We start from the raw sequence: 13179 nt of genomic DNA on the forward strand, positions 1-13179 counted from the left end.
TCCGGTCCACTCGCGAGTGGACTCCCGTGGACTCTCTAGCCCTCCTCCCCGCCTTCCGATTCTGGCGCGAGCTTGCGGCGGATCAGCGGCGCCTCGAGGTCGCGCCAGGCATAGGCCGCCTCCTCGACCTCGGTGCTGCCCATGCGGTCGGTCCGCCGCCCGACCAGGGCGCCGCCCAGCCCCTCGTAGAAGAAGCGCGTCGGGTTGTCGGCCAGCATCCACAGCACGGCGGTGTCGCAGCCGTCGGCCTGGAGCTGGCGGAACATGGCGTCGAGCAGCCGGCGGCCCAGCCCCCGGTTCTGGAAGTCGGGCTCGACATAGAGCGTGTAGACCTCGCCGACTCGGGCTTCGGTGCCGTCGAGCCCCTCGGGGATGTCGCGCACCGGCCCGCAGCTGCCGAAGCCGACCACGCCCATGTCCTCGTCGTCGGCGACGAAGATGCCGCGCGATTCGCGCGGGTCCTCGATCGCCCGCGACCACCACGCCGACTGGCGCACGCCCGACATGCGCACCAGCATCGCGTCGGGCAGCAGCCCGGCATAGGCCGACTGCCAGGTCTCGACATGGACCCGGCCGATCGCCCCGGCGTCACTCTTCCGGGCGCGGCGGATCGTGATCGACATCGTCGGGGTGGGGGCCGGTGTCGGGGTCGTCGAGATCGTCGAAATAGCCGTCGGTATGATCGCGATCGCGCGGACGTTCGATTTCCTTATCGATCCCCTGGCGCGTCAGCACGGCGCCGAAGAAGCCGTCGGTGCCATGCCTGAGGGGCGACAACCGCAGGTACGGCCCGGCCGCGAGCTCCGGCGCCAACTCGAGCTCGGCGATCGGCGTCACGGCGAACTCGGGATGCCGTTCGAGGAAGGCCTCGATCTGCCGCTCGTTCTCGGCCGGCAGCACCGAGCAGGTCGCATAGACCAGCCGGCCGCCCGGCTTCACCAGCCGCGACGCCTGGTCGAGGATATCGGCCTGCTTCGGCACCAGCTCTTCGAGGTCCTTGGGCGCCAAGGTCCAGCGGCCGTCGGGATTGCGCCGCCACGTGCCGGTGCCGGTGCACGGCGCGTCGACCAGCACGCGGTCGAAGGCGCCTTTTTGCCGCTTAAGCCACTTGGCGTTGTCGGTTATCGAGCGGCGCTCGACATTGTGCAGGCCGGCGCGGCGCAGGCGCTGGGCGGAGCGGTCGAGCCGCGTCTCCAGCACGTCCATCGCCACCACACGGCCCTTGTTGTTCATGCCGGCGGCGATCGCCAGCGTCTTGCCGCCGGCGCCGGCGCAATAGTCGGCGACCTGCATGCCCGGCCTCGCGCCGACCAGCACCGCGATGAGCTGCGAGCCCTCGTCCTGGATCTCGACCAGCCCCTCCTGGAAGGCCGGCCCCGCCACCACCGACAGCCGGCGCTTGAGCCGCAGGCCGTCGGGCGCGTAGCGCATCGGCTCGGTCTCGATGCCTTCGCCATGCAGCGCCTTGCGCGCCTGCTCCGGCGTCGCCTTGATCCGGTTGACGCGCAGGTCGACCGGCGGCGGCGTCTCGAGGGCGGCGATCTCGCGGCCCCAGGCGTCGCCGTAGGCATCGCGCAGATGCGGCGCCACCCATTCCTGCACGTTGAGCCGCACCCAGTCGGGCTGCTCGGGATGGGGCAGCGAATGCCCCTCCATCTGGCGCAGCGCGCGGCGCTCGGCATCGTCGATCGGCGCCGGGCGGTAGCGGCCGCCGTCGAACATCGCCTCCAGCTCGGCGAGCTTCACGCCCTCGTGCAGCATCAGGTCGGCCGCGACGATCGCCCGCGCCGAGCGGTCGCCACTTGGCGACCTGTCGGGATGGCGCGTGCGCTCGAGCCACCAGTAGAGCTGGCCCCAGCGGCGCAGGATTCCCCAGACGCGATCGGACACGGCGCGGCGGTCGCCGCCGCCGATGAATCGGCGGGTGCGGAAGTAGGCGTTGGCGACGCCGTCGGCCGGCCGGGCCCTTCCCTCTCTGAGGGGCTGGCTGACGATCGCGTCCAACAGTTCCATGGTGGCGGCAACCCGTGCGCCCGGTGTCACAGTCGTTCCTTTCGACCCTGCCGCTACGATGAATGGACCTGCCGCGCAACGGCTAACTCTGCGGCCAACTCTGCGACCAACTCTGCGCGCGCTGCGCGCAGGCTCTCGGCGCCCTGCCCGCGACCGCAATGGGCTATGGTGGCCGCGATGAGAGAGTGGATCGGGCGGACCGGCCTTGCCATCGCGGCCGTCGTGTTGACGTTTGGCGTGCTGGAGATCGGGCTGCGCGCCGTTTACGGCTGGCCGCCTTGGGACAACCTGGTGCTCAACGCGCGGCAAGTGCTGGCCGACCGCGAGCACAGCCGCTTCATCGACGATCCCCTGCTAGGCTACGAGCCCAGGCCCGGCTACACGGCGGCCGGCGTCACCTTCGACGGCGAGGGCTTCCGATTGACCGGCGAGGCCCGGCCCGGCCCGGCCCTGCTGGCCGTCGGCGATTCCTACACCTACGGCGACGAGGTGAGCGACGGCGAGACCTGGCCCGCCCATCTGCAGCGGCTCGGCGGCGCGCGCGTGCTCAATGCCGGGGTGAGCGGCTACGGCTTCGACCAGAGCGTGCTGCGCGCCGAGAAGGTCGCGGCGGGCCGCGCGCTGTCGGCGATCGTGGTCGGCTTCATCGCCGACGACATCCGCCGCACCGAGATGAGCCGGCTGTGGGGCGCCAACAAGCCCTACTTCGACATCGCCGGGGACCGCCTGGTGCTGCGCAACGTGCCGGTGCCGCCGCGGCCCGATCCGCGCACGACGCTTTCGATCTGGCAGCGCACGCTCGGCCATTCGTTCCTGGTCGACTTCGTGCTGCGCCGGCTGGACCTGCTGCACGACTGGTTCGGCGACCACATCCGCGTCCACGGCGAGGGCGAGGGCGAGCGCATCGCCTGCCTGCTGGCGGGCCGGCTGGCCGAGCTGCAGCAGATCAGCGGCGCGCGCGTGCTGCTGATGGCGCAGTACGATCCGGTGGTCTGGCAGGATCCCAAGTTCGCCGCCGAGCAGCGGCGCCTGACCGCCGGCGTGCTGCGCTGCGGTCAACGGGCCGGCCTCGGCGTGCTCGACACCTTCGAGCCGCTGGCCCGCGCCGAGCCCAAGCACCTCTACGGCCTGTGGCACATGAACGACGCCGGCAACCGGCTGATCGCTGCGCTGGTCGCGGCGGCGCTGAACGGCGCGCCCTGAGATGGCCGGACGCCTCGCGCTTCTGGTCGGCTCGATCCTGTTCAGCCTGGTCGTGCTGGAGCTCGGCGTGCGCGCCCTCGACGGCTGGGACGGCCTCACCCACTGGCCCAACCTGGTGCTGAAGCAGCGCAACGACAGCTGGGCCCGCGGCGACAGCAGCCGCGCCGTGCCCGATCCGCGGCTGGGCTTCGTCGGCCGGCCTGGCTACCGCTCGGGCGGCGACGGCGCGCTCACCTACGACGCGCACGGCCTGCGGCCGACGCCGGCGCCGGAGGGCATAGCGCTCGCCGAGCCGCCGGTTCTGGTGGTGGGCGATTCGTTCGCGCATGGCGACGAGGTGCGCGACGGCGAGAGCTGGCCGGCGCGGCTGCAGCCGCTGATCGGCCGCCGCGTGATCAACGCCGCGATGAGCGGCTACGGCATCGACCAGATGGTGCTGCGCGCCGAGATCGTGGCGAAAGAGGCGAAGCCCGCGGCGATCATCCTGAGCTTCATCGCCGACGACGTGCGGCGGGCCGAGATGAAGCGCGTCTGGGGCGCCGAGAAGCCGTACTTCGAGCCGGTGAACGGCGAGCTGGTCGAGCGCAACGTGCCGGTGCCGCCCTCGCCCGACCCGCGCTCCACGCTCGACCTCTGGCAGCGGCTGTTCGGCTGGTCGGTGCTGCTCGACACCGTGCTGCGCCCCTGGGGCTGGCAATACGAATGGGCGATCGACCATGTGCGCGTGCTGCCGCACGGCGAGGGCGAGCGCCTCGCCTGCCCCCTCTTCAAGCGGCTGGCGGCGATCGGCGTGCCGGTGCTGGTGGTGGCGGAGTACGACTCGTTCCACTGGCGGGACGAGAGCTGGCGCCGGGTGACGCGGAAGACCGATGACGCGGTGCTGGCCTGCGCCGGAGCGGCGGGGCTGGCGACCCTCGACCTGTTCGAGACCATCGACGAGGGCGTGCGCCGGCAGGGCCTGGGAACGATCTACCGCCGCGGCCATCCCTCGCCCATCGGCACCGAGCTGGCGGCGAAACGCATCGCCGCCGAGCTCGCGGCGCGTCACATCCCGCCGGCCACCGCGCGGTAATCCGCGCGCTCGCGCGATGTCACAACTACATGCCCACCCGATAGTTCGGCGCTTCGCGGCTGATCTCGACGTCATGCACATGGCTCTCGCGCAACCCCGAGCCGGTGATGCGCAAAAACTGGCAGTTGGTCTGCATCGCCTTGATGGTGCCGTTGCCGGTGTAGCCCATCGCCGCCTTCAGGCCGCCGACCAGCTGGTGGACGATATTGCCGACGGGGCCCTTGTACGGGACGCGACCCTCGATGCCCTCGGGCACCAGCTTCAGCGTGCTCTCGACCTCCTGCTGGAAGTAGCGGTCGGCCGAGCCGCGCGCCATGGCGCCGATCGAGCCCATGCCGCGATACGACTTGTAGGAGCGGCCCTGGTAGAGCAGCACCTCGCCCGGCGCCTCGTCGGTGCCGGCGAGCAGCGAGCCGATCATGGCGCAGTCGGCGCCGGCGGCGATCGCCTTGGCAAGGTCGCCCGAGAACTTGATGCCGCCGTCGCCGATCGCCGGCACGCCCGCCTTGTGGCAGACCTCGGCGGCCTCGAGGATCGCGGTGAGCTGCGGCACGCCGACGCCCGCCACCATGCGGGTGGTGCAGATCGAGCCCGGGCCGATGCCGATCTTCACCGCATCCGCGCCGGCATCGATCAGCGCCTGCGCGCCCTCGGCGGTGGCGACGTTGCCCGCCATCACCTGGCAGTAGTTGCTGAGCTTCTTGACCCTGGTCACCGCCTCGAGCACGCCCCTGGAATGGCCGTGCGCGGTGTCGACCACGATCACGTCGACGTCGGCGTCGATCAGCATCTGGGCGCGGCGCAGCCCGTCCTCGCCGACGCCGGTCGCGGCGGCGGCGCGCAGGCGGCCCTTCTCGTCCTTGCTGGCGCCGGGGAACTTGTTGGCCTTCTCGATGTCCTTGACGGTGATCAGGCCGATGCAGCGGTACTCGGCATCGACCACCAGCAGCTTCTCGATGCGGCGCTGGTGCAGGAGCTTCTTGGCCTCGTCGCTGCTCACGCCCTCGCGCACCGTGACCAGCTTCTCCCAGGTCATCAGCGCGCTCACCGGCGTGCTGTTGTCGGTGGCGAAGCGGACGTCGCGGTTGGTCAGGATGCCGGCGAGCTTGCCGGTGCGCTCGACCACCGGGATGCCGGAGATGTTGTAGCGCTCCATCAGCGCCAGCGCGTCGGCCAGGGTCTGGTCGGGATGGATGGTGACCGGGTTCACCACCATGCCGGACTCGAACTTCTTGACCTTGCGGACCTGGTTGGCCTGCGCCTCGGGATCGAGGTTCTTGTGGATGACGCCGATGCCGCCGTACTGCGCCATGGCGATCGCCATCGGGGCCTCGGTGACGGTGTCCATCGCCGCCGACATCAGCGGGATGTTGAGCTCGATGGTGCGGGTGAGCCGGGTCCGGGTGTCGGTCTGGTTGGGCAGCACTGCCGAGGCGGCAGGCTTCAGGAGGACGTCATCGAATGTGAGCGCTTCCTGAAACCGCATGCCAACCTCCGCTCGGAGAAAACAAAACCGGCGGCCCTTTGGGGGGCCGCCGGGTTGGCGAGCCGTTATACACATTGCCGCGGATAAACCAAGCCTGTTGGCAACCCGCGGCTGTCCACAAAGCCCTACCGGGCGCCGAGGAAATCTCGTTTCCCGATCTCCACGCCGGCCTGACGCAAGATTGCGTAGGTCGTCGTGCAGTGGAAATAGAAGTTCGGCAGGGCGAGACCGGTCAGGTACTGCTCGCCCGTGAGCTTGATCGGGTTGCCGGCGATGGTGAGGCTGATCTCGCGGCTCTCGCTGCCGTCGATCTGCCCGGGCTTGTAGGCCTTGAGCGCTTCGAGCACCGCGGCAATGCGCGCCCTGAGCTCTGCGAGGGTCTTCTCGGCGTTTTCCGGCGCCTTGGGCACCTCGGCGCCGGCCAGCCGGGCGGCGCTCTCTTCGGCAAATCGGCAGGCGATCTGCACCTGGCGGCTGAAGGGCAGCATGTCGGGGATCAGGCGGGTGCCCATGAGGACGGCCTCGTCGACCTTCCTGGCCTCGGCCCAGGCCGAGCCCCTCTCCAGGACCTTGGATATGGCGCCGAGCTGGCGCTGATAGACGGGAACCGATGCTGCATACATGCCAAAAGCCACGGAACTCTCCTCCGGTTGGGCTGGAATGCGGCAAATCTAGCCAACCCGAGGGCCTTCACACAGCTTGGAAATCAGGCTCGGTGGAGTATGGTGCCGGCCGTTTCGCCGGGATGATGACGAGAGAATGAAAAGCGCGCTGAAGAACATCGTCCTGGTGGCGGTCGTGCTCGTGGTCTGCGGCCTTCTGCTCGAGGCGATGACGCGGCTGTTCGTCGACGACGGCATGACCTACGAGCTCGAGATGTGGAAGTACGCGACCCAGGTGAAGGAGCGCGACTTTCGTCCCGACATGGGCCACAAGCACGGCGCCAACCGCAGCGCCTCGCTGATGAGCGTGCCGGTGCGCACCGAGGCGCACGGTTTCCGCGGCCCCGCGATCGGCGAGCAGGCGGCGCCGGGCGTGGCGCGCATCGCCTTCGTCGGCGATTCGACGACCATGGGCTGGGGCGTCGCCGAGCAGGACACCTTCGCGCATCTGGTGATCGACAAGCTCGCCAGGCAAGGCCGCAAGGTCGACGGCTTCAACGAGGGCGTCGGCAACTGGAACACCGCCCAGGAGCTGACGAACTTCAAGGACACCGGGATGAAGATGAAGCCCGACATCGTCGTGCTGACCTACTTCATCAACGACGGCGAGCCGATGCCGACCTATCCCAAGGAGAGCTGGCTCGATCTGCATTCGGCGGCGTGGATCGTGCTGAACTACCGCCTCGATTCGCTGATCCGCCAGTTCGGCCCGCGGCCCGACTGGAGGCATTACTATCGCAACCTCTACCGCGACGACGCACCCGGCTGGCAGGCGACACAGAAAGCGCTCGGGGAGTTCGGCCAGATCGCCAAGTCCACCGGCATCAAGATCATCGTCTTCCACCTGCCCGAGCTGCGCGAGCTCGAGCCCTATCCCTTCCAGGACGTGACCGACAAGGTGAAGAAGGCTGTCGACGCCGCCGGCCTGCCCTTCGTCGACCTGCTGCCGACGGTCGAGAAGATGGATCCGTCGAGCCTGTGGGTAACCGTCCCCGACCCACATCCCAACAGCAAGGCCGACGCCGCCTTCACCGACGGCATGATCAAGCAGTTGCTGCCGGTGCTCGACGACCTCTGCCGCACCCAGCAGAAGGGCTGCTAGCGAGCGCCTGCTCCGCCGCGGAATCCCGTCGCGACCACGTACATCTCCGCTGAATCGGTGCGGCTGGCCTCGGGCTTGACGTGCTTCACCTTGACGAAGTCACGCTTCAGGCGATCGAGCAGCTGGCGCTCGGTGCCGCCGCGCAGCACCTTGGCGACGAAGCTGCCGCCGGGCTTCAGCACCTCTGACGCGAAATCGTGCGCCGCCTCGGCCAGCCCCATGATGCGCAGATGGTCGATCTGCGGATCGCCGGTCGCCGCGGCCGCCATGTCGCTCAGCACCACGTCGGCCGGGCCGCCGAGATGCGCCTTCAGCACCTCGGGCGCATCGTCGTCGTAGAAATCCTTGGCCAGCACCGTGGCGCCGGCGATCGGCTCGACCGGCGTGAGGTCGATGCCGACCACCACGCCGCCGCTGCGCTCGGGCCGCACCCGCTCGACCGCGACCTGGGTCCAGCCGCCCGGCGCCGCGCCGAGATCGACCACCCGCGCCCCGGGCTTGAGGAAGCGGAACTGGTCGTCGAGCTGCAGCAGCTTGAAGGCGGCGCGCGAGCGATAGCCGCGCTTCTTCGCCTCGACGACATAGGGATCGTTGAGCTGGCGCTGCAGCCAGCGCTGCGACGAGGTGGTGCGGCCACGCGCGGTCTTCACGCGCACCGTGGCGGCCCTGCCCGTCGGCAGACTTCCCGTCGGCCGGCTCCCCTTGCCCTTCTTCTTCATGGGATCAGCCGGGCTGGCGGCGGTGGTGCGGATCGGCATCGCGGTCGGCCTGGCGCATCAGGTCCATCAGCACGCCCTCGCGCAGGCCGCGATCGGCGACGGTGACCATCGTTGCCGGCCACTGCCGGCATACCGCCTCGAGGATCGCGCCTCCGGCCAGGGCGAGATCGGCACGGTCGGTGCCGATACAGGGCAAGGTGGTGAGCTCGTCAACCGACATCACCGAAAGTTGGTCGCAGACGCGCAGGATCGATTCGTGGCTGAGCCGCGAGCCGTCGACCAGGGTGCGGTTGTAGCGCTTCAGCCCGAGGTGATGGGCGCTGACCGTGGTGACCGTGCCCGACGCCCCGATCATCTGGACCTCGCCGCGCTGGACGGCACCGCCGATGCTGTGGCGGGCGCAGAACGGCCGCAGGTCGGCGCGGATGCGCGCCACCATCTCGTCGTAGCAGGCGCGCTCGACCCGCCGCTCGCGCGGATGGCCGTGCACGCACGACTCGGTGAGCGTCACGACACCCCACGGCACCGAGGTCATGTCGATCAGCTCGATCGAGGTGCCGCCGCAGCGGCCGCCGCTCCGGCCGACCTTGATCCAGCTCACCTCGGTCGAACCGCCGCCGATGTCGATCAGCAGGCCATAGGGCACGTCCGGATCGAGCAGGTTCTCGCAGCTCGCGAGCGCCAGCCGCGCCTCCTCGGCGGGCGGGATGACCTCGAAGCGCAGGCCGGTACGGGCATGGACGACGCCCAGGAAGTCCTCGCCGTTGCAGGCACGCCGGCAGGCCTCGGTGGCGATGTGGCGGGCACGCGTGACGCGATGACGCTCGATCTTGGAGGCGCAGACATCCAGCGCCTCCAAGGTGCGATCGATCGCCTCGCCGCACAGCGTTCCGCTCAGCGCCACGCCTTCGCCCAGCCGGACCGGCCGCGAATAGGCATCGAGCACCTCGAAGCCGTCGACGGACGCCCGGGCCACCAGGAGCCGGCAATTGTTGGTGCCGAGATCGATGGCGGCGAAGGTGTGCGCGAAACGACCGCTGTGCCAGCCTCCCTTTTGCCTTTGATCCGGCGTTAGGTCCCCGGCCATTCCGATCTCTTGTTTCTTCTGTTCGGATGGTAACCGAGGACGGGCCCCGGACCAAATGCCGCGCCACAGCCCGGCTGCACCCGGCGGTCTCCCGCGAACTGCGGCAAGCCCGCCGCAAGCGACGGAAAGACACGGGATTCCAGTGCCATCGTCGTCAACACTTCATGCATGGTCACTGGACCCGACAGCGCCCCCGCGCTACCCTTGCGCGATTTTCTAAGGGGGCTGAGTGGGACGGGGTGAGGTTTACGAACGCCTGAAGAAGATCTTTCTCGACGTATTTGATTCAGAGACCGAAATAGGCGACCGGACCACGGCCGCCGATGTCGAAGGGTGGGACAGCCTGAGCCACATCCGGCTCATTCTCGCCGTCGAGAAGGAATTCCGTGTGCGTTTCGCGGCATCGGAAGTCGGCATGTTGAAGAATGTCGGCGAGCTTGTGGGGCTCATCACAGCCAAAGCGGGGAGCTGAGCGGTCGCCATGACGTGGTCTCTTCCGGAGCTGCCGTGGCTGCCCGCGGCAGAGGAGTTTCGCGAGCGGTGTCGCGCCGTCGACCCTGCCTCGAGCGGCGCGGATAGCGAGCTTCGGCGCCTTGCCAACCATACCCTCGACATCAACCAGCTCAGCCAGCTCGCCCGCCTCCTCGGCCGCTGCGAGGCCGCCGGCAACGCGCTGAAGACCCTCGGCACCGTCCGCCTCGCCCTGCTCGGCAACGGCACCCTCTCCTTGCTGGCGCCGGCAATCCGCGCCACGGGCCTGCGTCACGGCCTGCGGGTCGAAGTGCTCGAGGCGCCGTTCGGCGCCGTCGCCCAGGAGGCGCTCGACGCCCAGTCAACGGTGAGCCAGTGGAAGCCCGACCTGGCGCTACTGGCGATCGACCATCGTGCACTACCCTTGATTGAAAGTATCGACAATCCGGGCCAGTCGGAAAACGGCGTCGTCGACAGCTTGTCCCTCATCCAGACGCTGCGGACCAACCTGCGCGAGAATGCGGGTGCCGCCTCGATCGTCCAGACCGTGCCGAGCGTCCCGGCCGCGCTGTTCGGCAGCTTCGATGCCGCCCTGCCTGGTACCCTCGGGCGCGCGATCGACGGCTTCAACCGCGAGCTGGCCGATTCGATCGGCGCCAGCGGCGACCTGCTGTTCGACGTCGCGTCGCTTGCCGCCACCGTCGGCCTCGACCGCTGGCACGACTCAGCCAACTGGAACCACGGCAAGCTGCCGTTCGACCCGCACCTGACCCCGCTCTACGCCGACCACCTGTGCCGCCTGCTCGCCGCCTATCGCGGCAAGAGCCGCAAGGTGCTGGTGCTCGATCTCGACAACACGTTGTGGGGCGGCGTGATCGGCGACGATGGCCTCGAGGGCATCGCGCTCGGCAACGGCAGCGCGCTGGGCGAGGCCTTCCTGTCGGTGCAGCAGATGGCGCTGCGGCTGCGTCAGCGCGGCATCGTGCTGGCAGTGTCGTCGAAGAACGACGAGGCGCGCGCCTTGGAGCCCTTCCGCAGCCATCCCGAGATGCTGCTGCACGAGAACCACATCGCCTGCTTCCAGGCCAACTGGGAGGACAAGGCGACCAACATCCGCGCCATCGCCGAGGAGCTGTCGCTCGGCCTCGACTCGTTCGTCTTCCTCGACGACAACCCGGCCGAACGCGCGCTGGTCCGCCGCTTCCTGCCGCAGGTCGCGGTGCCGGAGCTGCCAGCCGATCCGTCGCAATACGCCTCGACGATCTGGGCGGCGGGCTATTTCGAGGCGATCGCCTACTCGTCCGAGGACGGCAAGCGGGCCGACGACTATCAGGCCAATGCCAGCCGCCGAAAGCTCGAGGGCGCCGCCGGCGACCTCGACGGCTACCTGCGGTCGCTCAAGATGAAGATCCACTTCGCGCCGTTCGACGATCCCGGTCGCGCACGGATCTCGCAGCTCATCAACAAGTCCAACCAGTTCAACCTGACCACCCGGCGCTATTCGGAGGTCGATGTCTCCGATATGCAGCGCCAGGCCGGCATCTTCACCCTGCAGGTCCGCCTTGCCGACATGTTCGGCGACAACGGCATGATCTGCGTCATCGTCTGCCGCGCCGAAGGCTCGATCTGGGAGATCGATACTTGGCTGATGAGCTGCCGCGTGCTGAAGCGGCGCGTCGAGGAAGCCGTGCTGCAGGAGATCGTCACCCAGGCCCGCCAGGCCGGGATCAAGACCGTGGTCGGCCGCTACATCCCGACCGAGCGCAACGGCATGGTGCGCGAACACTACAAGACGCTGGGCTTCGATCTGGTCGAGCAAAGCGATGGCGGTGAGAGCGTCTGGCGCCTCGACGTCGCCTCGACGGCGGACAAGAGCCTGCCCATGCAGGTGATCCGCGAAGGCTTCACCCCGGTCATCCTCGACAGCGCCGCGGCCGAATGATCTTCGTCGATACGCGGTTCCTGGCCGTCTGCGCGGCCCTCTTCGTCGTCGGCCGCCTGCCGCCGTCGCGCCTGCTGCGCGGGGCCGTGCTGGTGGCGGCGAACGTCGTCGTCCTCCACCTGATGGTCGGCAACGTGCTGGCGCTGTGGCCGGTGCTGGCGCTGGCCGCCATGGGCTACGCCTCGCTGTTCTTCATCCGCCAATCGCGCGGCGTGGCGATGGCCTCGATCGCCGTCGTGATCGCCTTCTTCCTCTATGTGAAGCGCTATCCGCCGTTCGATGCGCTGCCGACCGGACCGGCGGCGATCATGGCGACCGTCGGCCTGTCCTACGTGCTGTTCCGCACGCTGCACATCATGATCGACTTCAAGGACGGCAGCCTGGCGGAGCGGCCGTCGATCGCCACGACCTTCAACTACAATTTCCTGTTCCTGTCGTTCCTGTCTGGCCCGATCCAGCGCCTCGAGGGCTTTGCCGGCAGCAGTTTTCTCGATCGCCGCGTCAGCATCTCGATCGAGGATTTCGGCCGGCAGGCCGCGCGCGTCGTCACCGGCCTGTTCAAGATCCTCGTCCTGTCGGGAGTGTTCGAGTACTTCTTCCGGACGGCCCTCTCCGACATCCCGACGGCAGCCGACCACGGCGCGCGTGCCTGGTGGATCGCGGCCGCGATCGTGGCCTTCGTCGCCTATCTCTACGCCAATTTCAGCGGCTACATGGACGTCGTTGTCGCGATCGGGCGGCTGCTCGGCTTCGACCTGCCGGAGAACTTCGACCGGCCATTCTCCGCCGCCAACATCCAGGAGTTCTGGCAGCGCTGGCACATCACGCTGTCGCTGTGGATCCGCATCTACCTGTTCGGCCCCCTGCAGCGCTACATGGTCGAGCGCACCGCGACCAAGGCGGCCGCCGCCAATGCCAGCCTCGCCTGCACCTTCATCGCCTTCTTCGTGATCGGCGCCTGGCACAGCCCGTCCCTCTCGGGCCTGGTCTACGGCACCCTGCTCGGCCTCGGCGCGCTTGCCCATCAGCGCTATCGCACCTGGCTCGCCACCCGGCTCGGCCGGCAGGGCCTGCGGGCGCTGGATGGCGAGCTCTGGTACCGATCGGCCGCACGGGCGCTGACACTCACGCATTTCTTCGCCAGCGTGGTCTGCCTGTGGCCCGACCAGGCCATGGTCGCGATCCTGTTGCACAACCTGCCGACGCTCGACATCGCCGGCGGCCTCGCCCTGATCTTTGTTGCGATCTTCGTGCTGGGCATTGTCGCGGCAGCGGCCGCCGCCGTGATGGCCGGCATCCCGCGCTGGCCGCCGGCCTATCTCGCGCGCACCTCGCTGGCGACGGCGCAGATCATCATCCTCGTCTTCTCCACCTTCGTGGTCGACGCCCCGGTTCCCGGCTTCGTCTACGGGGGATTCTGAC

General features: G+C 68.9%; 12 protein-coding genes. 6 read left to right on the forward strand and 6 right to left on the reverse strand.

What is annotated here, in order from left to right:
• Positions 1 to 35: 35 nt before the first annotated feature.
• Positions 36 to 623, reverse strand: coding sequence for a GNAT family N-acetyltransferase (locus tag J0J01_RS18430; protein WP_296383201.1), 588 nt, complete (start codon positions 621 to 623; stop codon positions 36 to 38).
• Entirely contained in the window at positions 589 to 2013 is a 1425-nt protein-coding gene (locus tag J0J01_RS18435; RefSeq protein WP_296383203.1) for an RsmB/NOP family class I SAM-dependent RNA methyltransferase, read from the reverse strand. The genes J0J01_RS18430 and J0J01_RS18435 overlap by 35 nt, the downstream gene beginning before the upstream one ends.
• Positions 2014 to 2190: 177 nt before the next feature.
• On the opposite strand from J0J01_RS18435, the gene J0J01_RS18440 reads away from it, so the two are divergent.
• On the forward strand, positions 2191 to 3216 hold the full coding sequence (locus J0J01_RS18440; protein WP_296383205.1) for a GDSL-type esterase/lipase family protein: 1026 nt from the start codon (positions 2191 to 2193) through the stop codon (positions 3214 to 3216).
• A gap of 1 nt (position 3217) precedes the next feature.
• Positions 3218 to 4288, forward strand: coding sequence for a GDSL-type esterase/lipase family protein (locus J0J01_RS18445; protein WP_296383207.1), 1071 nt, complete (start codon positions 3218 to 3220; stop codon positions 4286 to 4288).
• 25 nt (positions 4289 to 4313) lie between these two features.
• On the opposite strand, the gene guaB is transcribed toward J0J01_RS18445, so the two are convergent.
• Positions 4314 to 5774, reverse strand: coding sequence for an IMP dehydrogenase (guaB, locus tag J0J01_RS18450; RefSeq protein ID WP_296383210.1), 1461 nt, complete (start codon positions 5772 to 5774; stop codon positions 4314 to 4316).
• 125 nt (positions 5775 to 5899) lie between these two features.
• Positions 5900 to 6409: a DUF1993 domain-containing protein gene (locus J0J01_RS18455; RefSeq protein ID WP_296383211.1), complete on the reverse strand. Its 510-nt coding sequence runs from the start codon at positions 6407 to 6409 to the stop codon at positions 5900 to 5902.
• Between the two features lie 124 nt (positions 6410 to 6533).
• On the opposite strand from J0J01_RS18455, the gene J0J01_RS18460 reads away from it, so the two are divergent.
• On the forward strand, positions 6534 to 7538 hold the full coding sequence (locus J0J01_RS18460) for an SGNH/GDSL hydrolase family protein (protein WP_296383213.1): 1005 nt from the start codon (positions 6534 to 6536) through the stop codon (positions 7536 to 7538).
• Here the strand turns inward: J0J01_RS18460 and J0J01_RS18465 are convergent.
• Together J0J01_RS18465 and J0J01_RS18470 are read right to left on the reverse strand one after the other, a co-directional pair.
• Positions 7535 to 8257: an RlmE family RNA methyltransferase gene (locus J0J01_RS18465; protein ID WP_296383452.1), complete on the reverse strand. Its 723-nt coding sequence runs from the start codon at positions 8255 to 8257 to the stop codon at positions 7535 to 7537. The genes J0J01_RS18460 and J0J01_RS18465 overlap by 4 nt on opposite strands.
• A gap of 4 nt (positions 8258 to 8261) precedes the next feature.
• Entirely contained in the window at positions 8262 to 9344 is a 1083-nt protein-coding gene (locus J0J01_RS18470; RefSeq protein WP_296383215.1) for a Ppx/GppA phosphatase family protein, read from the reverse strand.
• 229 nt (positions 9345 to 9573) lie between these two features.
• Between J0J01_RS18470 and J0J01_RS18475 the strand changes: the two genes are divergently transcribed.
• From J0J01_RS18475 to J0J01_RS18485, 3 genes are read left to right on the forward strand one after another with little or no spacing between them, the layout of a single operon-like run.
• Positions 9574 to 9816 carry an acyl carrier protein gene (locus J0J01_RS18475; RefSeq protein ID WP_296383217.1) on the forward strand — a complete coding sequence of 81 codons (243 nt, stop codon included), beginning with the start codon at positions 9574 to 9576 and terminating at the stop codon, positions 9814 to 9816.
• 9 nt (positions 9817 to 9825) lie between these two features.
• Positions 9826 to 11757, forward strand: a complete 1932-nt coding sequence (locus J0J01_RS18480; RefSeq protein WP_296383220.1) for an HAD-IIIC family phosphatase — start codon at positions 9826 to 9828, stop codon at positions 11755 to 11757.
• Positions 11754 to 13178 carry an MBOAT family O-acyltransferase gene (locus J0J01_RS18485; RefSeq protein WP_296383221.1) on the forward strand — a complete coding sequence of 475 codons (1425 nt, stop codon included), beginning with the start codon at positions 11754 to 11756 and terminating at the stop codon, positions 13176 to 13178. Before J0J01_RS18480 ends, J0J01_RS18485 begins: the two co-directional genes overlap by 4 nt.
• The last annotated feature ends 1 nt before the right edge of the window (position 13179 follow it).

Source organism: Reyranella sp., assembly GCF_017305915.1.
Classification (GTDB): Bacteria; Pseudomonadota; Alphaproteobacteria; order Reyranellales; family Reyranellaceae; genus Reyranella.

What these genes read in the sequence shown, in the direction of transcription:
- J0J01_RS18430 (WP_296383201.1), bottom strand. Translation starts at nt 623, where the DNA reads ATGTCGATCACGATCCGCCGCGCCCGGAAGAGTGACGCCGGGGCGATC.
- J0J01_RS18435 (WP_296383203.1), bottom strand. Translation starts at nt 2,013, where the DNA reads ATGGAACTGTTGGACGCGATCGTCAGCCAGCCCCTCAGAGAGGGAAGG.
- J0J01_RS18440 (WP_296383205.1), top strand. Translation starts at nt 2,191, where the DNA reads ATGAGAGAGTGGATCGGGCGGACCGGCCTTGCCATCGCGGCCGTCGTG.
- J0J01_RS18445 (WP_296383207.1), top strand. Translation starts at nt 3,218, where the DNA reads ATGGCCGGACGCCTCGCGCTTCTGGTCGGCTCGATCCTGTTCAGCCTG.
- guaB (WP_296383210.1), bottom strand. Translation starts at nt 5,774, where the DNA reads ATGCGGTTTCAGGAAGCGCTCACATTCGATGACGTCCTCCTGAAGCCT.
- J0J01_RS18460 (WP_296383213.1), top strand. Translation starts at nt 6,534, where the DNA reads ATGAAAAGCGCGCTGAAGAACATCGTCCTGGTGGCGGTCGTGCTCGTG.
- J0J01_RS18465 (WP_296383452.1), bottom strand. Translation starts at nt 8,257, where the DNA reads ATGAAGAAGAAGGGCAAGGGGAGCCGGCCGACGGGAAGTCTGCCGACG.
- J0J01_RS18470 (WP_296383215.1), bottom strand. Translation starts at nt 9,344, where the DNA reads ATGGCCGGGGACCTAACGCCGGATCAAAGGCAAAAGGGAGGCTGGCAC.
- J0J01_RS18480 (WP_296383220.1), top strand. Translation starts at nt 9,826, where the DNA reads ATGACGTGGTCTCTTCCGGAGCTGCCGTGGCTGCCCGCGGCAGAGGAG.
- J0J01_RS18485 (WP_296383221.1), top strand. Translation starts at nt 11,754, where the DNA reads ATGATCTTCGTCGATACGCGGTTCCTGGCCGTCTGCGCGGCCCTCTTC.